Origin of the sequence: Nocardioides panacis, assembly GCF_019039255.1 — a bacterium.
In the GTDB taxonomy this organism is placed as follows: domain Bacteria; phylum Actinomycetota; class Actinomycetes; order Propionibacteriales; family Nocardioidaceae; genus Nocardioides_B; species Nocardioides_B panacis.
This window is the reverse complement of record NZ_CP077062.1, coordinates 150363-173450: the sequence shown is the minus strand read 5'-3', so window position 1 is coordinate 173450 and position 23088 is coordinate 150363. Positions and strand designations below refer to the sequence as shown.

Annotated in this window: 26 protein-coding genes; 20 read left to right on the top strand and 6 right to left on the bottom strand. The window is 71.7% G+C overall.

From position 1 onward, the window contains the following. Positions 1-295 precede the first annotated feature (295 nt). The 8 genes from KRR39_RS00860 (at position 296) to KRR39_RS00825 (ending at position 8811) form a co-directional block, all read left to right on the top strand. Positions 296-622: a competence type IV pilus major pilin ComGC gene (locus KRR39_RS00860; protein ID WP_216939948.1), complete on the top strand. Its 327-nt coding sequence runs from the start codon at positions 296-298 to the stop codon at positions 620-622. An 85-nt stretch (positions 623-707) separates the two neighbouring features. Beyond that, complete coding sequence (locus KRR39_RS00855) at positions 708-1808, top strand: type IV pilus twitching motility protein PilT (protein ID WP_216939947.1); 1101 nt, start codon at positions 708-710, stop codon at positions 1806-1808. 4 nt (positions 1809-1812) lie between these two features. After that, the gene (locus tag KRR39_RS00850) at positions 1813-3567 is read left to right on the top strand and encodes a GspE/PulE family protein (protein ID WP_254185419.1); all 1755 of its coding nucleotides are present in this window, start codon (positions 1813-1815) and stop codon (positions 3565-3567) included. A gap of 2 nt (positions 3568-3569) precedes the next feature. Next, positions 3570-4775: a type II secretion system F family protein gene (locus KRR39_RS00845; RefSeq protein ID WP_216939946.1), complete on the top strand. Its 1206-nt coding sequence runs from the start codon at positions 3570-3572 to the stop codon at positions 4773-4775. 1 nt (position 4776) lies between these two features. Next, entirely contained in the window at positions 4777-5265 is a 489-nt protein-coding gene (locus tag KRR39_RS00840; protein ID WP_216939945.1) for a type II secretion system protein, read from the top strand. Further along, positions 5256-5915, top strand: a complete 660-nt coding sequence (locus tag KRR39_RS00835; RefSeq protein ID WP_216939944.1) for a type II secretion system protein — start codon at positions 5256-5258, stop codon at positions 5913-5915. The genes KRR39_RS00840 and KRR39_RS00835 overlap by 10 nt, the downstream gene beginning before the upstream one ends. After that, a complete protein-coding gene (locus KRR39_RS00830; RefSeq protein WP_216939943.1) occupies positions 5912-8029 on the top strand; it encodes a hypothetical protein in 2118 nt (705 codons plus the stop codon). The genes KRR39_RS00835 and KRR39_RS00830 overlap by 4 nt, the downstream gene beginning before the upstream one ends. Beyond that, entirely contained in the window at positions 8026-8811 is a 786-nt protein-coding gene (locus KRR39_RS00825; RefSeq protein ID WP_216939942.1) for a prepilin peptidase, read from the top strand. Before KRR39_RS00830 ends, KRR39_RS00825 begins: the two co-directional genes overlap by 4 nt. Positions 8812-9034: 223 nt before the next feature. On the opposite strand, the gene ychF is transcribed toward KRR39_RS00825, so the two are convergent. Further along, complete coding sequence (ychF, locus tag KRR39_RS00820) at positions 9035-10111, bottom strand: redox-regulated ATPase YchF (protein ID WP_216939941.1); 1077 nt, start codon at positions 10109-10111, stop codon at positions 9035-9037. 81 nt (positions 10112-10192) lie between these two features. Further along, entirely contained in the window at positions 10193-10636 is a 444-nt protein-coding gene (locus KRR39_RS00815) for an ester cyclase (RefSeq protein WP_216939940.1), read from the bottom strand. 119 nt (positions 10637-10755) lie between these two features. Here KRR39_RS00815 and KRR39_RS00810 point away from each other — a divergent pair, with 119 nt between their 5' ends. From KRR39_RS00810 to KRR39_RS00800, 3 genes are read left to right on the top strand one after another with little or no spacing between them, the layout of a single operon-like run. After that, a complete protein-coding gene (locus KRR39_RS00810; protein WP_216939939.1) occupies positions 10756-10983 on the top strand; it encodes a hypothetical protein in 228 nt (75 codons plus the stop codon). A 23-nt stretch (positions 10984-11006) separates the two neighbouring features. Beyond that, entirely contained in the window at positions 11007-11798 is a 792-nt protein-coding gene (locus KRR39_RS00805) for an exodeoxyribonuclease III (RefSeq protein WP_216939938.1), read from the top strand. A gap of 34 nt (positions 11799-11832) precedes the next feature. Further along, positions 11833-12084: a DUF6480 family protein gene (locus KRR39_RS00800; protein ID WP_216939937.1), complete on the top strand. Its 252-nt coding sequence runs from the start codon at positions 11833-11835 to the stop codon at positions 12082-12084. Here KRR39_RS00800 and KRR39_RS00795 read toward each other — a convergent pair. Further along, a complete protein-coding gene (locus KRR39_RS00795) occupies positions 12081-12845 on the bottom strand; it encodes a class I SAM-dependent methyltransferase (protein ID WP_216939936.1) in 765 nt (254 codons plus the stop codon). The two genes, KRR39_RS00800 and KRR39_RS00795, sit on opposite strands and share 4 nt — an antisense overlap. An 80-nt stretch (positions 12846-12925) precedes the next feature. On the opposite strand from KRR39_RS00795, the gene KRR39_RS00790 reads away from it, so the two are divergent. Then, the gene (locus KRR39_RS00790) at positions 12926-14098 is read left to right on the top strand and encodes a DNA recombination protein RmuC (protein ID WP_216939935.1); all 1173 of its coding nucleotides are present in this window, start codon (positions 12926-12928) and stop codon (positions 14096-14098) included. Between the two features lie 29 nt (positions 14099-14127). Then, positions 14128-14562, top strand: coding sequence for a DUF6542 domain-containing protein (locus tag KRR39_RS00785; RefSeq protein WP_216939934.1), 435 nt, complete (start codon positions 14128-14130; stop codon positions 14560-14562). 16 nt (positions 14563-14578) lie between these two features. Here the strand turns inward: KRR39_RS00785 and KRR39_RS00780 are convergent, their stop codons facing one another. Continuing rightward, positions 14579-15589, bottom strand: a complete 1011-nt coding sequence (locus KRR39_RS00780; RefSeq protein ID WP_216939933.1) for a 4-hydroxy-3-methylbut-2-enyl diphosphate reductase — start codon at positions 15587-15589, stop codon at positions 14579-14581. Positions 15590-15625: 36 nt separating this feature from the next. On the opposite strand from KRR39_RS00780, the gene xseA reads away from it, so the two are divergent. Together xseA and KRR39_RS00770 are read left to right on the top strand one after the other, a co-directional pair. After that, complete coding sequence (gene xseA, locus KRR39_RS00775) at positions 15626-16876, top strand: exodeoxyribonuclease VII large subunit (RefSeq protein ID WP_216939932.1); 1251 nt, start codon at positions 15626-15628, stop codon at positions 16874-16876. Beyond that, positions 16873-17076 carry an exodeoxyribonuclease VII small subunit gene (locus KRR39_RS00770; RefSeq protein WP_216939931.1) on the top strand — a complete coding sequence of 68 codons (204 nt, stop codon included), beginning with the start codon at positions 16873-16875 and terminating at the stop codon, positions 17074-17076. The genes xseA and KRR39_RS00770 overlap by 4 nt, the downstream gene beginning before the upstream one ends. Here KRR39_RS00770 and KRR39_RS00765 read toward each other — a convergent pair whose 3' ends face one another. Further along, positions 17077-17607 (bottom strand): DUF4245 domain-containing protein, encoded by a 531-nt coding sequence (locus tag KRR39_RS00765; RefSeq protein WP_216939930.1) that lies wholly within the window; start codon positions 17605-17607, stop codon positions 17077-17079. A gap of 57 nt (positions 17608-17664) precedes the next feature. Here KRR39_RS00765 and KRR39_RS00760 point away from each other — a divergent pair, with 57 nt between their 5' ends. Continuing rightward, positions 17665-18921 carry an SLC13 family permease gene (locus tag KRR39_RS00760; RefSeq protein WP_216939929.1) on the top strand — a complete coding sequence of 419 codons (1257 nt, stop codon included), beginning with the start codon at positions 17665-17667 and terminating at the stop codon, positions 18919-18921. Here KRR39_RS00760 and KRR39_RS00755 read toward each other — a convergent pair. After that, positions 18914-19882 carry a TIGR03557 family F420-dependent LLM class oxidoreductase gene (locus tag KRR39_RS00755; protein WP_216939928.1) on the bottom strand — a complete coding sequence of 323 codons (969 nt, stop codon included), beginning with the start codon at positions 19880-19882 and terminating at the stop codon, positions 18914-18916. The two genes, KRR39_RS00760 and KRR39_RS00755, sit on opposite strands and share 8 nt — an antisense overlap. 114 nt (positions 19883-19996) lie before the next feature. Between KRR39_RS00755 and KRR39_RS00750 the strand changes: the two genes are divergently transcribed. The 4 genes from KRR39_RS00750 to KRR39_RS00735 are packed head-to-tail and all read left to right on the top strand — an operon-like array spanning position 19997 to position 23053. After that, a complete protein-coding gene (locus tag KRR39_RS00750) occupies positions 19997-20401 on the top strand; it encodes a TOBE domain-containing protein (protein ID WP_254185418.1) in 405 nt (134 codons plus the stop codon). Continuing rightward, positions 20398-21183 (top strand): molybdate ABC transporter substrate-binding protein, encoded by a 786-nt coding sequence (gene modA, locus KRR39_RS00745; RefSeq protein ID WP_216939926.1) that lies wholly within the window; start codon positions 20398-20400, stop codon positions 21181-21183. The genes KRR39_RS00750 and modA overlap by 4 nt, the downstream gene beginning before the upstream one ends. Continuing rightward, the gene (locus KRR39_RS00740; protein ID WP_254185417.1) at positions 21180-22001 is read left to right on the top strand and encodes an ABC transporter permease; all 822 of its coding nucleotides are present in this window, start codon (positions 21180-21182) and stop codon (positions 21999-22001) included. Before modA ends, KRR39_RS00740 begins: the two co-directional genes overlap by 4 nt. Continuing rightward, positions 21998-23053, top strand: a complete 1056-nt coding sequence (locus KRR39_RS00735) for an ABC transporter ATP-binding protein (protein WP_216939925.1) — start codon at positions 21998-22000, stop codon at positions 23051-23053. Before KRR39_RS00740 ends, KRR39_RS00735 begins: the two co-directional genes overlap by 4 nt. Positions 23054-23088: the final 35 nt, after the last annotated feature.

Here is a 23088-nt window from a genome sequence, read left to right as displayed (position 1 = left end):
TGGTGAAGGTCATTCGTTTCGCGGTCAATTCCCAAGCGGGGCAGGTGAAACCTCCACCACGGCCTGCAGAGGAGCAGCTCGATAGGACTGGTGCTGGGCGATCACTCGACGCACCGATCGGCACAAGCGTCACCGGCCGCAAAGGACAGATAGCGACCCAAGAGTCCTAGTCCGTCTGGAAGCGGGGAAGGGGCCTGAATTGGCCGGTGTGCCGGAGTTGTTCTTTGCGTACGTTGACACCACTCGGCGGCAGGGGGGCTGCTGCCAAACTCCAATTTCCCAGGGGGGGAAATCCATGTACCAGCGCATGCTCTCTTTTCGACAGGCCCGTCGCAGTGAGGACGGCTTCACGCTCATCGAGCTCCTGATCGTCATCGTGGTGCTCGGCATCCTGGCCGGCATCGTCGTCTTCGGTGTCGGCACCTTCCGGCAGGACGCGCAGACCGCGGCGAAGGCGGCTGACTGCAAGTCCGTCTCGGTCGCCGCCGAGGCGTGGAACGCAAAGAACGGCAACTACCCGACCAACGTCCAGGCGCTGATCGATGCCAATTACCTCAAGGCCCCGGCTCCCGCTGGCGTCGGCCCGGGGTTCGACGCCACTGGCAAGCCCGCCGGCTGCTGATCGCGTCCTAGCGGGAGGGTCGCGGTTCGCCGCGGCCTTCCCACTTCAGTACTTCACCAGCACGCAATGAGGGGGGGCCTCGAGCATGCACAGCAACTTGCATCACATCGGCAGCCGCATCGACGGGCTGCTCGCCAGTCTCTGGCAGGCCGGCGGGACCGACCTGCTCCTGACGGTCGGCATGCCGCCGATGCTCAGGGTGGACGGGGCCTTGGTCCCGGCACACGGGACCACGGCCTTGACCGCCGACGACACCGAGAGCCTGCTCGCCGAGGTCCTCACGCCGGCGCAGCTCGCGGCCTGGGAGACCAGCCAGGAGTACGACTTCTCCTTCTCGTGGCGCGACGACGCCCGGATCCGCGGCAACGCGTTCACCCAGCGAGGGCTGACGGCGGTGGCCCTGCGGATGATCCCGCGCTCGATCCCGTCTCCCGACGACCTCGGCCTGCCGCCCGTCCTGCGCGACCTGGCGCTGCGCCACCAAGGGCTGGTCCTGATGACCGGGCCGACCGGGTCGGGCAAGTCCACGACCCTGGCCTCGCTGATCGACCTGATCAACCGCACCCGCGGCTGCCACATCATCACGGTCGAGGACCCGATCGAGTACGTCCACGACCACAAGAGGGCGGCGGTCAACCAGCGCGAGGTGGGCACGGACACCGCGAACTTCCCCGACGCCCTGCGCAGCGTCCTGCGCGAGGACCCCGACGTCCTCCTCGTCGGCGAGATGCGCGACCTCGAGTCGATCCGGTTCGCGCTCACCGTCGCGGAGACCGGCCACCTCGTCTTCGCCACCCTGCACACCAACGACACCGCCCAGTCGATCGGTCGGATGATCGACGTCTTCCCGGGCGAACAGCAGGCGCAGATCCGCGTCCAGCTCGCCGCCGCGTTGAGCTGCGTCGTCTACCAGCGGTTGATCCCCAAGATCGGCGGCGGGATGACGGCGGCGTACGAGGTGCTCGTGGCCACGCCCGCGGTCCGCAACCTGGTCAAGGAGGGGAAGACGCACCAGCTGCGCAACTCTCTGGTCACCGGGATGCGCGACGGGATGGTCACCCTGGAGCAGTCACTCTCCGTCCTGGTCCAGGACGGGGTGGTCTCCGTGGCCGACGCGGTCGCGCGCAGCCTCTATCCGCAGGACATCACGACGCGGCCGCACATCGCTGCGGCGAGAAGGGCCTGACACCGTGAAGCTCCGCACCCGCAGCACACCCGAGCTGCCAGCGCCCCGGACGGCGTTCGACCAGTACGACGAGCGCGTGGCCACCGTCCTGGTCTCGTCCCGCCATGCGGAACCCCACCGGATCGACGCCGTCCGCGACGCCGATGGCGACGGCACCCTCGCGGAGCGGTTGATCGAGGCCGGCGTCGTGACCGACGAGGCCCTCGCGTGCACACTGGCGGAGCACTACGGCGTCGAGGTCCTCGACTTCCGGACCGCCGACCCGCAACCTGATGCGGTAGGCCTGCTGTCCGGTGCCACAGCCCGGGACCTGCGCGCGCTGCCGGTCGAGGTCGACGGTGACGTGGTCGTCGTGGGAGTCCTCGACCCGTCCCCCGAGCACGTGTCCACGGTCGCCGCGGCGATCGGCCGGCCCGTGCGCGCGAAGGTCAGCAGCCACCGGGACCTGGTCCGCGCGCTGGACACGGCGTACAAGGCGACCGGCGAGGTCGGCCAGCAGATCCAGGCGTTCGAGGCGCGCGACAGTCTGCGCCGCGAGGCCGACCGACTCGAGACCGCCCAGGTCAACGAGGAGGCGCCCGTCGTCCGCGTGGTGCAGATGGTGATCACGCAAGGGCTGCGCGACCGCGCCTCCGACATCCACATCGAGCCGTCGGGCGACCGCGTCCGGGTCCGGTATCGCATCGACGGCGCCCTCGCCGACGTGCTCGACCTCCCCGGCTCCATCGGACCCGCGCTGGTGAGTCGCATCAAGATCCTCGCGGGCATGAACATCGTCGAGCGGCGACGTCCCCAGGACGGACAGATCTCGATGGCCGTCGAGGAACGTCAGGTGGACATCCGCGTGGCGAGCACCGCGGTGGTCGGCGGCGAGAAGATCGTCATGCGGCTGCTCGACAAGTCCCGGCCGCTCTTCCGCCTCGAGCAGCTGGGTATGCCCACCGACACGGCGAGCCGCTACAGCGCGATGATCCACGCGCCGTACGGCATGGTGATCTGCGCCGGCCCGACCGGTGGCGGCAAGACGACCACGCTCTACGCGTCCCTGGGGGAGCTCAACACCCCGGACCGCAACCTCATGACGATCGAGGACCCGGTCGAGTACACCTTCGACTCGATCAACCAGATCCAGATCAACGAGCGGGCCGGCGTCACCTTCGCCGGAGGGTTGAAGTCCATCCTCCGCCAGGACCCGGACGTGATCCTCGTCGGCGAGATCCGAGACGTCGACACTGCACGGATCGCAGTTCAGTCAGCCCTGACCGGGCACCTGGTGCTCTCCTCGCTACACGCGACCGAAGCGGTCGCAGCGCTCTATCGGCTCCTGGACATGGGGATCGAGTCGTTCCTCATCGCCTCGTCGGTGACGGCGGTCGTCGCCCAGCGGCTCGTCCGGCGCAACTGCCCGAACTGCCTCGAGCCCTACCAGCCTTCGGCCGAGGAGCTGGCCTTCCTTCGCAGCGTCGGTGGCGTCGAGCGCGTCGAGGGGTTGCCGCCCCTCGGCGAGCTCCAGCACGGCTCCGGCTGCCACTTCTGTGCCCACACCGGCTACCTGGAGCGGACCGGGGTCTACGAGCTCTTGCAGGTCACCGACGAGGTCCGCCAGCTGATCGTCGAGCGTGCCCCGCACGACGAGATGCGCAAGCTCGCCCTGAGCCAGGGCATGCGCACCCTGCAGGAGCAGGCGGTGGACCTCGTCCTCCAGGGTGCGACCACACCGGCCGAGATCATGCGTTCGATCTACGTGGCAGGAGTCTGACCATGCCGAAGTTCGCCTACGTGGGCGTCACCCTGGACGGGAGCGCGGTCAAGGGGACGCACAGGGCCGCGAGCAGAGCCGACGCCGAGGTGTCGCTCTACGAGCTGCAGGTGCGTCACCTGCGCGTGACCGAGAAGAAGAGCATCCTCCAGTACGAGCTGTCCGGCCCGCGCATCAAGCGGGAGGCGGTCATGCATCTCTCCCGCCAGATCGCGGCCTTCCTCCGGGCGGGCCTGCCGATCCTCGAGGCGGTGCACGCGATCGGCACCGAGAGCGAGAACTCGTCGGTGCGGCGCATGATGAACGAGATCGAGGACCGGCTGCGCGCGGGTGAGCGGTTCTCCGACTGCCTGGACGGGTTCCCGAAGGTCTTCCCTCCGTTCTACCGCGGCATCGTCCGGTCGGCCGAGCTCACCGGGGAGCTCGACACCGTACTCGCCCGCCTCTCGGGCTACATCGAGCGGGACCTGGAGGCACGGCGCAAGCTCAAGTCGGCGATGATGTATCCCCTCATCGTCTCGGCCATGTCCATGGTCACCGTGCTGATCCTGGCGATCTACGTGCTGCCGAAGTTCCAGGACTTCTTCGCGGATCTCGACGCCGAGCTTCCCCTGCCGACCCGCATCCTGATGGCCATCACCGGCTTCTTGGGGGACTGGTGGTGGGCGATCGGTGCCGGGATCGCCGCACTGCTCGTGCTGTTCGTCGGGATCACCCGGACCAGCCGGGGGAAGTACGCCCGCGACGCGCTGCTGCTGAAGGTCCCGGTGCTCGGGCAGACCATCCAGTACGCCCTGGTCGAGCGCTTCTGCCGCGTCCTCGCGTCGATGGTGAGCGCCGGCGTGAGCCTCACCGAAGGGCTCGCCGTGACGACCGAGGCGCTGCGCAACCGCGTCTACGTCAAGCGGCTGGGAGAGGTGAACGAGCAGATCCTCGAGGGCCAGGGTGTCGCGGGTCCACTGGCCCGCACGGGGCTCTTCCCCGGCACGGCGACCCAGATGCTGCGGGTGGGCGAGGACACCGGCTCGCTCGACACCCAGCTCGAGGTCACCGCGGAGTACTACGAGACCGAGCTCAACTACAAGATCGCGAAGCTGACCGCGCTGTTCGAGCCGATCGTCATCGTCATCATGGGTCTGGTCGTCGGTTTCGTCGCGGTCGCACTCGTCTCTGCGATGTACGGGATCTTCCGACAGGTCGACGTGTGACATGTCCAGCCGTCGAACACAGCAGCGCAGTGACGGTGGCGAGACCCTGATCGAGCTGGTCGTCGCCATCGCCATCCTGGGCATCGCCGCCGTGGCCATCCTCGGAGCGCTCATGATGAGCGTTCGCAGCTCGGTCGTGCACCGCAACGACGCGAGTGGCGGCGCCTACGTGCGCAGCTTCGCGGAGGCGATCCAGACCTACGTCGATGCCCACAACATCCAGCCATGTGCCACGGCGGTGTCGACGTACAAGGCGGTCCCCGTGACGGACCTGCCGGCGGGCTACAGCAAGGCGGTGGCCGTGCAGTCCTGGAACGGATCGGCATGGGGTGGGTGCACGGCGGACGGCATCCAGCGGCTCGACCTCACCGTCACGACCACCGGCGACGACGAGCACAAGGCGGAGGAGACCCTCACGGTCGTCCTGCGGCGGCCGTGCAACTCGACCACCGCCGCCGCCCTCGCCTCGGGAGGTGACCCGTGCGCGTGAACCTGCGGCGCGCCTGCCGTGAGCGGGGCGACGACGGCTTCACGCTCATCGAGCTGGTCATCAGCGTTGCGCTCCTCGGGATCGTGTCTGCCGCCCTCTTCGGCATCGTGCTCCAGTACGCGAAGACGACCCGCGACACCGGTGCGCGCCTCACCGAGTCGACCGACCAGCAGTTCATCTCGACGTACTGGCAGGACGACGTGAGCAGCCTGGGGCGGCGTACGTTCACCCCCGCCACCGGCACCTTCAGCACCGACCAGTCCGTGTTCGTGGGGTCCGCCGGGCCCGGTGGCTGCGGCAGCTCGGTCGGGTCCGTCGCGGTCGCTCTCGCGTGGAACGAGTTCGCCGTCGGCGTCGCGCCCGCGGCTGACCCGTGGGTCTCCACCCCCCACCAGGTCGCCTACGTGACCGTGCCGAACGGCAGCCGGTTCCTGCTCAGGCGGGTCCGGTGCAAGGGCGGGGTGGCCGTCGGCTTGCCGCTGACCGTCGCGCACAACCTCACTGGGACTCCGACGATCGGCTGCGACACGACCTGCGGAGCGGCGACGCCGCCCAACCGGGTCTCGATGACCTTCACGGTCAAGGACAAGGCCCACCTCGCGAGTCAGGGCTACACGACCACCGTCTCGGCGGACCGGAGGCAACAATGAGCAGGCAACTCCGCGACGTGCGCGAGGACGACAGCGGGGCGATGCTGATCGTCGCGCTGATCATCATCACGTCGATCGCCGTCGTGACGGGCGCCCTGCTGACCCAGGGAAGCGCCAGCTTCCGCGCGACGGCAGCACTCAAGGGAGTGGCCGGGACCTCGTACTCCGGCGACACCGCCGCGAAGGTGGCCGTCAACAACCTCCGCCTGGGGGCCAAGGCACCGGGCTGGGTGACGCCGACGTTCCCCGGCCCATGGTTCGACGGGTCCACACCAACATGGGTCTACACCAACAACGCCGACGGCGCCGGGTGCTTCGGCGCCGATGGCACAGCGCCCAAGAACACCTTGGAGTTGAAGGACCTCTACCCGAAGGCCGGCGACCAGACGGCCGCCACGTCCGCACGGGTCGAGTGCACGGCCATCCCCGGGACCGGCATCTTCAGCGGTGTCGGCGTGGACAACCCCGACCCCACGGACGCGTTCGCCCAGGCCCTGACGACGGTGGGGACGACGGGCACCTTGCAGGGGATGACCCTGAAGCCACTCGGCTCCGGCAACCAGGCGGCGATGCCCGTCCGTGGCGGCATCGCGTCGAAGTCCTACATCAATGTCACGAGCGGCGCGCTCGTCACAGACGGTTCGGTCAAGGCGGAGGGCACGTGCACGGGGCAGATCGTCAGCAACCCGGCAGCGGTGTGCAACGCACCGGGGACGGTGGCGGTGCCGACCGCACCCGCCGCACCACTCACCAGCGTCCCGGCGTACCAGAACCCCAGCTCCTACGCCTCCCCGAACTGCATCTTCCAGCCCGGGTTCTACAACAACGCGAAGGCGTTGAGCGACGCGGTCAACACCTGCGCGACGGCGAAGTTCGCCTCCGGGAAGTACTACTTCGACTTCCGTGACGAGGAGCAGGGCACCGGCACCAACGAGTGGAAGATCGACACCAAGGTGATCGGCGGGGAGTACGCCACCGGCGTCATCCCCGGCGCCTGCAAGAGCCCGATCATCAACGACCCCGTCAACGGGGTGCAGTTGGTGTTCGGCGCGACCAGCCGGATCACGGTCACCGACACCGCCCACGTGGAGCTCTGCGGGCCGTCGAACGGCGGTGACCCGCCGGTCACCCTCTACCAGGAGCCGACGGGCAGCACCGAGTCCGCGACGCCGCTCGCCTCTGCCAGCGCGGGAGCCGTCAGCCAGCTCACCGGGAACGGCGGTGGCAACAAGTGGACCACCGGTGTGGTCGCGCCGCCGACGACGTCCATCAAGGACGCTTTCGCTGCGGCGGACACCAAGACCGTCTCGTGGACAGTGGGCGGCAACAACGACGACGTCGGCGTGGACCTGAGCGACTTCGCCGGCCTCAACACGATTCCGGCTGGCGCGGACGTGTCCTCGGCGGTCCTGCAGGTGAAGTACACCAAGACCAGCCTCAAGCCGCTGGCGGTCACCGTGGCCACGCAGACGCCAGCGGACGTCGCGATCACTGCCCCCGACGCGACGGGATGGGGCCAGGCGGACGTTGCTGGCCAACTGCGCGGGCTGCTGGCGAGCGGTGCGCTCGACGCGGCGCGACCCCTCCTCCAGTTGCGGATGATGAATGCCAACAAGGACGACATCCTCACGATCGATGCGGTGAAGCTGACGGTGACCTACGTCAAGGCGTCGCTGCGAGCGGCCCAAGACGTGAAGCTGGTCAACGACCCGGGCGCCAACTTCCACGGCGAGTTCGTCGTGCAGGGCGCCACCTACGCGCCGATGGGTTTCATCGACCTGGACCCGGGCTCCTACACCACCGCCCTGGTCGCCTTCCGGTGGGGGCTGCTCGCCTCCGGCGTGAACCTCAAGGCGCAGCCCTCCCAGCAGTTCGGCTACCCGCTGGTCTCCGTGCCCGTCGCGGGGCACGGGCTCGGGAACCGGGTGACGGTCGTCGACCTCGAGGTCTACGTGTGCGTCCAGCAAGGCAGCTGTGCGACGGGAGGCACACACGCCCTGACCGTGCGCGCGATGGTCACCGACCCGCAGTACACCGCGTGGGGAAGCGGACCTGCACGTCCCGAGCCGGGCCGCCGGCAGGTTCAGGTGCTCAGCTGGTCGGAGCAGCGGTGAGCGAGATCGCCCCCGCTCTCCTCGTCGGGTTCGCCGCCGTGCTGGGCCTCCTGGTCGGGTCCTTCCTCAACGTTGTCGTCCACCGGGTGCCGCGCGGGGAGTCCGTGGTGAGCCCACCCTCGGCCTGCCCCGGCTGCGGCGTGCCGATTCGCGCCCGGCACAACGTGCCGGTCCTCGGCTGGCTGGTCCTGCGCGGACGGTGCTACGACTGCGCCTCCCCGATCAGCGTGCGGTACCCGCTCGTGGAGGCCGGCACCGGTGCGCTGTTCGCGTTGGCCGCAGAGCGGTTCGCCGACCATCCAGTGACGCTGGCGGCGTACCTGGTCTTCGCCGCGGCCGCGGTCGCGCTGGCGCTCATCGATCTCGACGTCCACCGGCTGCCCAACGTGATCGTGGGTCCGTCGTACGGCGTGCTGGCGGTGCTGCTCGCGTTCGGTGCCGACGGCAGCGGCCTGGAGAGAGCCGCCTGGGGAACAGCTGCGCTGTTCGCGTTCTTCCTCCTCGTGGCCCTGGTCGCGCCCGGCGCGATGGGCTTCGGCGACGTGAAGCTCGCCGGCGTGGTGGGTGGGATGACCGCCTACCTCTCCTGGGGCGCATTCCTGACCTCGGCGTTCGGGGCCTTCCTCCTGGGCGCCGTCGTGGGCCTCGTCCTGATCGTCGGCGGGCGCGCGGGACGCAGGACCGCGGTGCCGTTCGGCCCGTTCATGCTGATCGCTGCCTGGGGCTCCATCCTCGGCGCGAGCGGGCTAGGGGATCTCTACCTGGCACGACTCGGTATCTAGCAACGGCGTGCCACGTCGCCCCCGTGCCGGCTAGGTGACGGACACAGACCCACGACAGCGGGTCCTGTGCTTTCTGCGGTCGACGTTCGTCGGGGCCCCACCTGGTGGTCCTCGGCGGGCGACCGCACCCCGGGTCGCCGCCACCACGCTCGCCTACGAGGAGCTCGGAAACCCTGCGGGCTCGGTGCGGTCGAGACCCCTCATGAGGCCTCTGACCTCGGGGTCAGACGTTGAAGCGGAACTCCACCACGTCGCCGTCGGCCATCACGTAGTCCTTGCCCTCCATGCGCACCTTGCCGGCCGACTTCGCGGCGGCCATGGAGCCGGCGGCGACCAGGTCGTCGTACGACACGATCTCGGCCTTGATGAAGCCGCGCTGGAAGTCGGTGTGGATCACGCCGGCGGCCTCGGGAGCCGTGGCGCCCTTGGGGATCGTCCACGCGCGCGACTCCTTGGGGCCGGCGGTGAGGTAGGTCTGCAGGCCCAGGGTGTCGAAGCCGACGCGCGCGAGCACGTCGAGGCCGGGCTCCTCGATGCCCATCTCCTCGAGCATCGCGCGCGCCTCGGCGTCGTCGCCGAGCTCGACGAGCTCGGACTCGAACTTCGCGTCGAGGAAGATCGCCTCGGAGGGAGCGACGAGGTCGCGCATCCGCTGCTTGAGATCCTCGTCGCCGAGCTCGTCGGAGTCGCAGTTGAACACGTAGATGTAGGGCTTCGCGGTGAGCAGCGACAGCTCGCGGACCAGGGAGTGGTCGACCTTCGTGGCGATCACCGGGGTGCCCGCCTCCAGGTGCTCCTTGACCTCCTTGACGGCGTCGAGGACCGCGACGTTCTCCTTCTTGGTCCGGGCCTCCTTCTCCAGGCGCGGGATGGCCTTGTCGACCGTCTGCAGGTCGGCCAGGATCATCTCGGTCTGGATCGTGGAGATGTCGTTGGCGGGGTTGACCTCGCCGTCGACGTGCGTGACGTCCTCGTCGCGGAACACCCGGGTGACCTGGCAGATCGCGGAGGACTCGCGGATGTGGGAGAGGAACTTGTTGCCCAGGCCCTCGCCCTCGGACGCACCCTTGACGATGCCGGCGATGTCGACGAACTCGACGGTCGCGGGCAGCTGCTTGGCCGACCCGAAGAGCTCGGCGAGCTTCGCCAGGCGGGGCTCGGGGACGCCGACCACCCCGACGTTCGGCTCGATGGTGGCGAACGGGTAGTTCGCCGCCAGGACGTCGTTCTTGGTCAGCGCGTTGAAGAGCGTCGACTTGCCCGCGTTGGGGAGCCCGACGATTCCGATGGTGAGTGCCACGGGCGGCGAGTCTACGGGCGTGGGCGGCGTGGGCCGAATCGTCGGCCGGGAGGGGCGGGCAGGTGCCGGTTGGTGCCGGTCCTACTGGTTGGCGGTGGCGGTCTGCCCGGAGGTGAGTCCGAGCTGCGCCATCATGGATCCGGTGTCGAGATAGCTGCGCTGCGCCCTGACCTTGCCGTTCGCCACTTCGACGACGTCGCACAGCTTCAGGGTCACCGACTTGCCGGTGGGTGGGATCTCGCCCATGGAGGTGACGAAGGTCCCCGTGTGCGTGCCACGCCCGGTGAACTCGACCACGACCCGGTCCCCGTCTGCGACGAGGGTGTCGATCGTGACCCGACCGTCGGGGAAGCCGTTCGCCCACATCTGGTTGTAGGTGCGTGAGCCCTCCGGGCCCGTGAGGACCTCGCCCGAGCCCATGAACGTGATCGTGCCGTCGGGCGCCATCAGGTCCGCCAGCGCGTCGAAGTCACGAGCGTTCCAGCCGTCGTACAGGCTGCGGACGAGGGTTGCGTTGTCTGCCATCTGAGCCTCCGCTCTGGCACCTGCCCGCCGGCCAGCCTAGGAGCCGACCTCGAGCGGGAGCAACGCTGTTTGGACCGATCGACCGGGGGAATCCTGGAGGCACAGGAGGTACGCCCCACATGTTCGGTTCGCAATTCATGCCCTGCCGCGACTGCGGCGCCTCGGTCGACCAGCACGACCCGGCCGAGCACGTCTGCGACCCGGAGGAGCTGGTGGACTTCCACCTGTTCGCGCTCCGGTCCGAGGTGGAGCGCCTCGAGGAGGGCGTGATCGCCTACCTCGACTCCCCGGCCGGCCGCTTCGAGCGGTGGCAGGCCGCCCGCGTGGTCCGGGGGACGGCGTCCTGAACCCGCGGCCCTAGGCTGGCGCGATGCGCATCGCCACCTGGAACGTGAACTCCGTCCGCTCCCGGATCGACCGGGTCGAGGCGTTCCTGCAGCGGCAGGACGTCGACGTGCTCGCCCTCCAGGAGACCAAGGCGCGCGACGACCAGTGGCCGACGATGGGCCTGCAGGCGCTGGGCTACGAGGTCGCGACGTACGGCCTGAACCAGTGGAACGGCGTCGCGATCGTCAGCCGGGTCGGCATCGAGGACGTCCAGCAGGGCTTCGACGGCATGCCCGGGTACGGCGACCCGGTGGCCGCCGAGGCCCGCGCGATCGGCGCCACCTGCGACGGGGTGCGGGTGTGGTCGCTCTACGTGCCCAACGGACGGGCGGTCGGCGACCCGCACCTGGACTACAAGCTCGCCTGGCTCGAGGCGCTGCGGACGAACGCCGCCGGCTGGCTGGCCGACGACCCGGACCGCGCGGTCGCGCTGACCGGCGACTGGAACATCGCGCCGCTCGACGAGGACGTCTTCGACATCGCGCAGTTCGCGAAGAGCACCCACGTGACGCCGCCGGAGCGCGCGGCGTTCCAGGCGGTCGTCGACGCGGGCTACGCCGACGTGGTCCGCCCGCTGCTGCCGGGCCCGGAGGTCTACACCTACTGGGACTACTACCGGCAGCGCTTCGAGCGGAACCGCGGCATGCGGATCGACTTCGTGCTGGGCTCCCCGGCGTTCGCCGCCCGGGTCACGGGCGCCCGGATCGACCGCGACGAGCGGGCCGGCACCGGCGCCAGCGACCACGCCCCGGTGATCGTCGACCTGTCCGACTGAGTTTGCGCCCGGACGCACCGGGCACCGCTCTGCCATGACCGAGCCGCGCAACGCCCCTCCGACGAACCTCGACCCGGAGCCCGACGACACCACCGGGCTGGAGCCGGGCGGCGGCGTCCCTCCGGGCGAGACCCCGCCCGACAGCGGCAGCGTCAACCCCGGCCCCACGACGGCCGGCTCCGGCCGCCGCACCGTGACCCCGTGGCTGATGGTGGCGCTGGTGGTCGTCGTCGTGCTGATGTTCGTGCTGTTCTTCCTCGCCCGGGCCGGGGCCCTGCTCGGCTAGGACCGCCGCCGGGCGAGCTGCAGGACCACCGACGCGTCCAGGGTGACCTGGGCCGGCACGAGCTCGACGACCCGGCGCAGCACCTTCTGGCGGTCCTCGACGCCGAGCCGCAGGAACGCCGAGATGGTCGACAGGTGGCCGACGTACTCCTCCTGGGACACGGTGACCTCCCGTGCCAGGTCGTGGCTCCGGACGTCCTGGAACAACCCGGACCCCTCGATCTCCGCGAGCCGCCAGGCCGGTGCGGACGGCTCGTCCTCCGGCCGGGACGCGGAGTCGTCGACCCGGTCGGCGAGCGCGCGGCCGACCGCCTCCTCGAGGGCCGGGTCGGCCAGCCGCAGCTGGCTGCCGAAGATCGCCAGCACCCCGCCCGGCTCGAGCAGGTCGGCGGCGTGCGTCCACCGCGTCGACGGGTCGGTCCAGTGCCAGGCGGCGGCCGCGTAGACCAGGCCGGTCGGCGGCCCGTCGTACGCCTCGAAGGTGGTCAACACCGGCTCCACGGGCATCGCGGCGGTCTCCCGCTGCAGCACGGCGTGCATGTCCGGGTCCGGCTCCAGCGCCCGCACCCGGACCCCGCGGCTCGCGAACGCCCGGGTCGCCTTGCCGGTGCCGGCCCCGACCTCGACGGCCTCGGCGACCGGCCGGCCGGCGTAGGCCAGGGTGCGGTCGACGACCTGGTCGGGGTAGCCGAGCCGGTAGCGCTCGTAGCTCTCCGCGGCGGTGCCGAACAGCAGCCCCCGAGGCGTGCCCGCGCTGGTCATGGTGCCCCTCTACCCGTCCCGACCCGCGACACACCCCGCTCCACGACGGAACTGTCGGCGGTGCCCGGCATCCTGCAGACATGGACCTGGGTACGACGCTCTCGCTGCTTCTCGTGCTGCTCGTGGGACTGCTCCTCGGGGCGGCCGTCGGCGTGCTCCTCGCCCGCGCCCGGCACCAGCCCGGGGCGTCCCCCGAGCGGCACGTCATCGCCCAGGCGGAGAGCCGGGCCGCCGAGGCCGCCGTGGTGCGCGAGAGCCTCGACCGGCTCCACGACCAGCTGCGGGACATGGCCCAGCACGGCGTCTCCTGGCAGAGCCAGCTCAAGCAGCAGGTCGAGGACGTCCGGCACTCCACCGACGTGCTGCGCCGGGAGACGTCCTCGCTGTCCACCGCGCTGCGCAAGCCGCAGGTCCGGGGCCGGTGGGGAGAGCTGCACCTGCGCCGCGTCGTCGAGCTCGCCGGCCTGGTGGACCGCTGCGACTTCGCCGAGCAGGTGACCGCACGCAGCGGCGACGCGGTGCTGCGCCCCGACCTGGTGGTCACCCTCGCGGGCGGCAAGAACGTCGTGGTCGACGCCAAGGTCCCGCTCGACGCGTTCCTGGACGCCTGCGCGGTCGACCCCGGCCAGGACTCCGACGCGGTGCGCGACGGGCACCTGGCGCGGCACGCCCGGCAGCTGCGCCAGCACGTGGACACCCTGGCCGGCAAGGCCTACTGGCGCGCGCTGCCCTCCACCCCCGAGTTCGTGGTGCTGTTCGTGCCGGGCGAGTCGTTCCTGTCCGCGGCGCTCGAGGCCGAGCCCACGCTGCTGGAGTACGCCGCCGAGCGGCAGGTCGTGCTGGCCACCCCGACCACCCTGATCGCGCTGCTGCGCACGGTCGCCTACGCCTGGACGCAGCAGACCCTCGCCGACAAGGCCAGCGAGATCCACGAGCTCGGCCGCGACCTGCACGAGCGGCTGGCCACGATGGGCGGTCACCTCGACCGGCTCGGCCGCTCGCTGACCGGGGCGGTGAGCGCCTACAACCGCGCGGTCGGCTCGCTGGAGAACCGCGTGCTGGTGTCCGCCCGCCGGTTCGGCGACCTCGGGGTCGGCGGCGACGAGCTGGTCACCCCGGCGGTCGTCGTCGACGCGCCCCGCCCGCTCACCGCCTCCGAGCTGCTGGAGACGGTCGCCGAGCAGCGCCCCGAGCTGCCCGGCCTGGACACGCCCGACCCGGCGCAGCCCGTCGTTCGGCGCGTCGCACCCTGAGCCGGTCCCGCGCGCCCTACCGTGCAGGGGTGAGCACAGGTGCCGCGCACCACCGGACCCTCTGGGAGGAGGGCCGTCAGCCCGGACGCCTGGTGGCCAACGCCGCCGGCGCCCTGGTCCTGCTCGCCGTGGTCCTCGACCTGCTGGTGTTCAGCGGTGTCACCGTCGTGTTCGACGTCGCCTTCGTGCTGGTCTGCGTGGCCGCCGCGCTCGCCGTACGTCCCCAGGACTTCTTCGTCATCGGCGTCCTCCCGCCGCTGCTGATGGCCGGCACCGTCGCGATCCTCGCCCTGCTCACCCGCGGCACCGTCGCCGACCCGGGCGACGGCTTCCTGCAGGCGGTCGTGTCCGGGCTGGCGCACCACGCCGGGTCCCTGGTCGTCGGCTACGCGCTGACGCTGGCGATCCTCGCGCTGCGCCAGGTGGCGCTCCGCAACGCGGGCACCATCCGCGGCCCCCGCTGAGCCGTCCGCCGAGGGCTCAGGCCTGCTGGGCGGCCGCGCGGATGTCGCGCCGCAGCTCCGGGGGCAGCGCGAAGATCAGCGACTCCTCGGCGGTGTGCACCGCCTGGGCGTCGGGGTAGCCGCGCTCGGCCAGGAACGCCAGCACGCCGTCGACCAGGTCCTCGGGCACCGAGGCGCCCGACGTGACGCTGACCGTCTCGACGCCCTCGAGCCAGGACTCGTCGATCTCGGAGGCGTCGTCCACCCGGTACGACGCCCGGGCACCGGCCTCCAGCGCGACCTCGACCAGGCGCACCGAGTTGGAGGAGTTGCCGGACCCCACGACGATCACCAGGTCGGCGTCGACGGAGATCTCCTTGACCGCCATCTGGCGGTTCTGGGTGGCGTAGCAGATGTCGTCGGAGGGCGGGTCGAGCAGCAGCGGGAAGCGGGCCCGGATGGCGTCCACGATCGTCATCGTCTCGTCGACCGACAGGGTGGTCTGGGACAGCCAGGACACCTTCGCCGGGTCCCGGACCACGACGTCCGCGACGTCCGCGGGGGTCTGCACGAGCTGGATGTGCTCGGGGGCCTCCCCCGCCGTGCCCTCGACCTCCTCGTGACCGGCGTGCCCGATCAGCAGGATGTCGTAGTCGTCGGCGGCGAACCGGCGGGCCTCGTGGTGCACCTTGGTGACCAGCGGGCAGGTCGCGTCGATGGTCTTCAGCGAGCGCTCGTCGGCCTGCTGGTGCACCTCGGGCGAGACGCCGTGCGCCGAGAACACCACGGTGGCCCCGGGCGGGACCTCCGCGAGCTCCTCGACGAACACCGCCCCGCGGGACTCGAGGTTCGCGACGACGTGCTTGTTGTGCACGATCTGCTTGCGCACGTAGACGGGGGCGCCGTACAGGTCGAGCGCCTTCTCGACGGTGATCACGGCCCGGTCGACGCCCGCGCAGTAGCCCCGGGGCGCGGCCAGCAGCACGGCGCGCCGGTCGGCCTCGTCGCGGGCGAGGACGGGCGGTATCCCCAGGTCCGAAGTGCTCATGCGTTCATCGTAGGTGCTCTGGCCTAGGGTGCTCGCGTGGCACTGGAGACCTCCCTCGAGCAGCCGGCACCCGTCCGGCAGATCGCGAACGCGATCTCCCAGTGGGTCGACCGGCTCGGTGCCGTGTGGGTGGAGGGCCAGGTCGCCCAGTTCAACCGGCGCCAGGGCATGAACACCGTCTTCATGACGCTGCGCGACACCGTGGCGGACATCTCCATCCCGGTCACCGTCTCCCGCCAGGTCTTCGACTCCCTCAACCCGCCGATGGTGGAGGGTGCCTCGGTGGTGGTGCACGCGCGGCCGTCGTTCTACGCCAACCGCGGCACGCTGTCGCTCTACGCCCGCGAGATCCGGATGGTCGGGCTCGGCGAGCTGCTCGCCCGCATCGAGCGGCGCCGCCAGCTGCTCGCCGCGGAGGGGCTGTTCGCGGCCGAGCGCAAGCGCCGGCTGCCGTTCCTGCCGGGCACCGTCGGCCTGGTCACCGCTCCCAACAGCGCCGCCGAGCGCGACGTGCTGGAGAACGCCCGGCGCCGTTGGCCGGCGGTGCGCTTCGCGACCAGGTACGCCGCGATGCAGGGCACCACCTCGGCCGCCGAGGTGATCGAGCAGCTCGGCCGTCTCGACCGTGACCCCGAGGTGGACGTCATCGTGATCGCGCGGGGCGGCGGCTCGGTGGAGGACCTGCTGCCGTTCTCCGACGAGGGCCTGGTCCGGGCGGTGTTCGCCGCGCGGACCCCGGTCGTCTCGGCGATCGGCCACGAGCCGGACAGCCCGTTGCTCGACCTGGTCGCCGACGTCCGCGCGTCCACCCCGACCGACGCCGCCAAGCTCGTGGTGCCCGACGTCGCCGAGGAGACCCTGCGCGTGGAGCACCTGCGCGACCGCGGCCGGCAGCTGGTCACCGCCTGGCTGGCCCGCGAGCAGCACGCCCTGGACACCGTGCGCGCCCGCCCGGCGCTCGCCGACCCCGGCAGCGGGCTGAGCGCCCGCTCGGTCGAGGTCGACGGGTTGCGCGACCGGGCCCGCCGGACCCTGCACCACCAGCTGGACCGGGCCGCCAACGACCTCGGCCACCAGCTCGCACGGGTGCGCGGGATGTCCCCGCTGGCGACCCTGCAGCGCGGCTACGCCGTCCTGCAGGACGCCGACGGCCACGTCGTCACCAGCGTCGAGCAGGCCGACCCCGGCCGCGCCCTGCAGGTCCGGGTCGTCGACGGCCGGATCGCCGTCACCGTCACGGGCACCGAGACCACCGAGCTGACCGCACCGCTGAAGGAGACGTCATGACCGAGGACCGGCCGAGCTACGAGGAGGCCCGCGAGGAGCTCGTCGACGTCGTCCGCCGGCTGGAGTCCGGCGGCACCGACCTCGAGGAGTCGCTGGCGCTGTGGGAGCGCGGCGAGAAGCTCGCGCAGATCTGCCAGGGCTGGCTCGACGGCGCCAAGTCCCGGCTGGACGCCGCGCTGGCGGAGCGCGACGCCGACTAGCTACCGCAGGCCGGCGGTGTAGGCCAGCAGCTGCCCGCGCGGCACGTCGTGGCCGACCACCAGGGTGGTGGTGGTGCCGTCCCTGCGGACCAGGGCCAGGTCGCCGCCCGCGTCGGTGTACGTCGACCACGAGCTGCCCGCGACCCGCACCGGGGCGCCGCGCGACGCGTCCTTGTCGACGTACTGGTGGACCATCTGTCGCACCGGGCGCTCGGACTGCTCCAGGCCGACGTACCGCTTCTGGTCGGTGAGCACGCCGAGGTGCCAGCGGGGCTGCGACTGGTCGTTGAAGTCCACCGACGTGGCGCGCCAGCCGGCCGGCAGCGTCGGCGGGGCGACCAGGTCGAACGGCGCGGCCTTCCTCGCCGGACCGACCACCTGCGCGTAGTCCACGGTCCGCACCGGGTTGTCCGGCTCCTGGGTGGTCAGCGACCGGAAGCCGACCCATGCCACCAGCAGCACGACCATCACGACCATCGCCCCGACCATGCCACCGGCCGATCGTTGGTAGCGCCCTGCCTGTCCACTCACGCGTCCATCCTCGCAAGCGCGGAAAACCCGGCCCGGTCCGGGGCGTAGTCTTCCGCGGTGCCAACCGCCCTGGTCGACGTGCTCGCCGTCGTCGCGCTCGTGGTCCTGCTCGTCGTGGCGTTCGTGCACCCCCCGGCCTGGGTCGAGGTCCTGGTCGGGCTGGTGGCCGCCGGCGCGGTGCTGCTCAGCGGCGCGGTGGACTGGTCCGGGGCGGTGGCGCAGACCGAGCTGCTGTTCCCGGTCGTCGCGTTCCTGTCCGCGATCCTGGTGGTCGCGGAGGTGTGCGCCGCCGAGGGGGTGTTCGCGGCGGTCGGCTCCGCGGTGGCCCGGGCCAGCGGCGCCAGCCCGCGGCGGATGCTGCTGCTGACGTTCGTGGCCGCCGCGCTCACCACCGCGGCGCTCAGCCTGGACGCGACCGTGGTGCTGCTGACCCCGGTGGTCGCGGCGGCGGCGACCAGCACGCTGGTCAGCCCCCGCCCGATGGTCTACGCCTGCGCCCGGCTGGCGAACTCGGCCTCGCTGCTGCTGCCGATCTCGAACCTCACCAACCTGCTGGCGCTGCCGTCGATCCCGGACACGTCGTTCCTGGAGTTCGCGCTGCTGATGGCGCCGGTGTGGCTCGCGGTGATCGCCGTGGAGTACGTCGGGCACCGGTTCTACTTCGCCCGCGACCTGGCCCGCACCCCCGAGGCCACCGGCCCGCAGCGGCGCGTGCCGCTGCCGGTCGTGCCCTTGGTGATGGTGGCGGTGATGCTGGTGGCGTTCGCGGCGCTGTCGCCGCTCGGGGTGGAGCCGGCCTGGGTCGCGGGCGTGGCCGCGGTCGCGCTCAGCGGCTACGCGCTGTCCCGCCGGCGCATCGACTCCCGCACCGTGCTGCGGTCCACGCACCTGTCGTTCGCGATCTTCGTGCTCTGCCTGGGCGTGGTGGTGGCGGGTCTGACCGACACCTTCCTCGGCGACCTGGTGCGCAGGGTGGTGCCGGGGGACGACGGCCTGGTCGGGCTGCTGGTCATCGCGCTGGTGGCGACCGCGCTGGCCAACATCGTCAACAACCTGCCGGCCACGCTGCTGCTGGTCCCGCTGGTCGCCCCGCTCGGCGTGACCGCGGTGATGGCGGCGCTGGTCGGGCTCGGCGTCGGGTCGAGCCTGACCTACACCGGGTCGCTGGCGAACCTGCTGTGGCGCAGGACGGTGATCCGGCACGGCGGGGAGGCCTCGGCGCGGGACTTCCACGTGCTCTCCGCGCTGGTGACGCTGCCCGCCGTGCTGGTCGCCGTGGTGGTGCTGTGGGCGTGGGCCCCGCTGGTCAGCTAGCCCGCAGGGCCGGCAGCAGGTCCCGGGCGGCGACGTCGAGGAACTCCTGCTGGTTCTCGTCGCCGATCTGGACGAGCGCCACGTCGGTGAACCCGGCCGCCGTGAACGCCGCGACGGCCTCGACGATCCCGTCGAGGTCCGGGCCGCACGGGATCGAGGCCGCCACGTCCTCGGGCCGCACGAACTGGGTGGCTCCGGCGAAGCCCGCGGGCCCGGGCAGCTCGGCGTTGACCTTCCAGCCACCGCCGAACCAGCGGAACTGCTCGTGGGCGCGCTCCACCGCGCGGGCCCGGTCGGTGTCCCAGCAGATCGGGAGCTGACCGATCTTGCGGCTCTCCCGCCCGGTGACGGTGTCGTCCCACTTCGCGACGAGGTCCCGGTCGGGCTCGACCGCGATCAGGTGGTCCACGAGCGGTGCGAACTTCTCGATGGACTGGTCGCCGGAGACCGCGACCCCGATCGGCACCCGCTGCTCGGGCAGGTCCCAGACCTTCGCGGAGTCGACCCGGAAGTGCTCGCCCACGTAGTTGACGTAGCCGCCGTCGAGCAGCCGGCGGATGATCTCGATCGCCTCGCCGAACATCTCGTGCCGGGTGTTCGCCCCCGGCCACCCCCGTCCCACGACGTGCTCGTTGAGGTTCTCCCCCGCCCCGAGGCCCAGCGTGAAGCGGCCGTCGCTGAGGAGGCCGATCGTGGCGGCCTTCTGGGCGACCACGGCCGGGTGGTACCGCATGATCGGGCAGGTCACGTAGGTCATCAGCTCGACCCGCTCGGTCACCTGGGTGACCGCCCCGAGCATGCTCCACGCGTACGCCGCGTGCCCCTGCTCGGCCAGCCAGGGCGAGTAGTGGTCGCTCATCACCTCGAAGTCGAAGCCGGCCTCCTCGGCGCCGGCGGCGTACCGCACGATCTCCCGCGGACCCGACTGCTCGGTCATCAGCGTGTATCCGTACCTCGTCATGCCTCTCCTCCCGGGGTAGGCCGCGCGGTACCCGGCCGGGCAGTTCTCACGCCGACTTCCGCATCTGCAGCGGATATGGTCGACATCGCGTCGCAGGTGCGGCAGGATCTCCGCGTGAGCACCTACCGAGTTGCCGAGGCCGCGGGGGTGCTGGGGGTCAGCAACGACACGCTGCGCCGGTGGATCGACGCCGGACGGGTCGACGCCGCCGCCGGCGAGGACGGCAGGACCCGGATCGCCGGGACCGACCTGGCCGCCCTGGCCAAGAGCCTGGCCGACGGGGCGGAGGGGTTCGGGCACGTCAGCCGGGCCACCGCGGTCAGCGCCCGCAACCGGATGCGCGGGATCGTCACCGCCGTGAAGAAGGACACCGTGATGGCCCAGGTCGAGATGGTCTGCGGGCCCTACCGCCTGGTCTCCCTGATGAGCGCGGAGGCCGCCGACGACCTGCGCCTCGAGCCCGGCGTCCTGGCCATCGCCTCCGTCAAGTCCACCAACGTCGTCGTGGAGCTGCCATGAGAAACCGCACCGCCGCACTCGCCCTGTCCCTGGTCGCCACCCTGGCCCTCGCGGGCTGCGGTTCCGGCTCGGCGGCGTCGGGCGGCACCGGCAGCAGCGCCCGGGAGACCGGCACCCTGAACGTCCTGGCCGCCGCGTCCCTCACCGAGTCGTTCACCTCGCTCGCGAAGGACTTCGAGGCCGACCACCCCGGCGTCGACGTCAAGCTCGCCTTCGACTCCAGCGCGACGCTGGCCGAGCAGGTCACCCAGGGCGCACCGGCCGACGTGCTGGCCACCGCCGACCAGGACACCATGCAGACCGTCGTGGACGCCCACGGCACCCAGGGCGACCCGACCGTCTTCGCCACCAACCACCTGCAGCTCGTGGTCCCACCGGACAACCCCGCCGGCATCACCGGGTTCGCGGACATCGCCAAGCCCGGCGTGAAGTACGTCGTGTGCGTGGACACCGCGCCGTGCGGCAAGCTCGCCGTCAAGGTGCTGGACGCGACCGGCATCACCGCCGAGCCGGCCAGCGAGGAGGTCGACGTGAAGGCGGTGCTCAGCAAGGTGGAGCTCGACGAGGCCGACGCCGGGCTGGTCTACGCGACCGACGCGGTCGCCGGCGGCGACAAGGTGAGGCCCGTCGACATCCCGACCTCCGACGCGAACCTCAACACCTACCCGATCGCGGCGCTGAGCGGCGCGAAGAAGCCGCAGCTCGCCCAGGACTGGGTCGACCTGGTCACGGGCAGCCAGGGCCAGAAGGTGCTCGCCGACGCCGGCTTCGGGAAGCCGTGAGCGGTCGCGGACCGGCGCTCGGCCGCGCACCGGCGCGGCTGCTGGGGCCCGCGGCGGTCGCCGCGGTGTTCCTCGGCCTGCCGCTGGTGGCGCTGCTGGCCCGCACGCCGTGGACCGACTTCCTCTCCCGGCTCACCGACCCGGCGGTGCTCGACGCGCTGCGGCTCTCGCTGGTGACCTCGCTGGCCGCGATCGCGCTGGTCAGCGTGGTCGGGGTGCCGCTGGCCTGGACGCTGGCGCGCGTCGACTTCCCCGGCCGGTCCCTGGTCCGGGCGCTGGTGATCGTCCCCCTCGTCCTGCCGCCGGTCGTGGGCGGCGTCGCCCTGCTCTCGGCGTTCGGGCGCCGCGGGCTGGTCGGCGGGCCGCTGTACGACGCGACCGGGATCAGCATCCCGTTCACCACCGTCGCCGTAGTGGTGGCGCACGCGTTCGTGGCGCTGCCGTTCTTCGTGCTCAGTGTCGAGGGCGCCCTGCGGGCCGCCGACCGGGAGTACGACGTGGTGGCGGCCACCCTCGGCGCCAGCCGGTGGACGACGTTCCGCCGGGTCGGGCTGCCGCTGGCCGGACCCGGCCTGCTCGCCGGGCTGGTGCTCGGCTGGGCCCGGGCGCTCGGCGAGTTCGGCGCCACCATCACCTTCGCCGGCAACTACCCGGGCACCACCCGGACGATGCCGAGCGCGATCTACGTGGCGCTGCAGAGCGACCAGGACGCCGCCCTGGTGCTCAGCGTGATCCTGATGGTCGTCTCCGTCGCGATCCTCGCCCTGCTCCGGGAGCGCTGGTTCGACCAGGCCGTGCAGGGCGCGGTGCGCACGTGAGCCCCTACCTCGACGCGCACGTCGTGGTCCGCCGGCCCGGGCACACCCTCGACGTGCGGCTGACCGCCGAGCGCGGGGACGTGGTCGCCGTGATCGGCCCCAACGGCGCCGGCAAGTCCACGCTGGTGCGCGCGCTGGCCGGCGTCGTACCCCTGGACGACGGGCGGGTGGTCTGCGACGGGGAGACCTGGGACGCTCCGGCCACGCGCACCGAGATCCGGAGCCGCGGGATCGGGATGGTCTTCCAGAAGGAGATGCTGTTCCCGCACCTCACCGCGCTGGGCAACGTCGCGTTCGGCCCGCGCAGCCGCGGCGTCCGCCGCCGGGCCGCCGAGGAGCGGGCCCTGGCCTGGCTGGCCCGGCTCGGCGTCGAGGACCTCGCGGGCCGGCGGCCCGCCCAGCTGTCCGGCGGCCAGGCCCAGCGGGTCGCGATCGCCCGGGCCCTGGTCACCGAGCCGCGGCTGCTGCTGCTCGACGAGCCGCTGTCCTCCCTCGACGTGGGCGTCGCGATGGCGCTGCGCCTGGAGCTGTCGCGGCACCTCGCGGACTTCGACGGCGTCTCGCTGCTGGTCACCCACGACGCCCTCGACGCCATGACGGTGGCCAACCGGGTGCTGGTCATCGACGACGGCCGGGTCGCCCAGGACGGCACCCCCGCCGAGGTCGCCCGGCAGCCCGCCACCGACCACGTGGCCCGGCTGGTCGGGCTCAACGTGCTCCGCGGCACCAGCGCCGGTACGTCGATCCGGCTGGCCGACGGAACGACGCTGGTCTCGACCACCCCGGCCCGCGGCGAGGTCAGAGCCTGCTTCAGCCCCTCGGCGGTCACGCTGACGGTCGGGGAGCCGCACGGATCGGCCCGGAACCGCTGGCCGGGCCGGGTCACGTCGGTCGCCCCGCACGGCTCGGCGGTGCGGGTGCACGTCGACGCGGCCGCCGGGCTGATCGCCGACGTCACCCCCGCGTCCGCCTCGCAACTCGGCGTCGTACCCGGTGCGGAGGTGTGGGCGACGGTCAAGGCCACCGAGGTCTCGGTCTACGGCGGGCAGTGACTCGAGCGTCGCGGCGTGTCCACGTCGATGCCCTA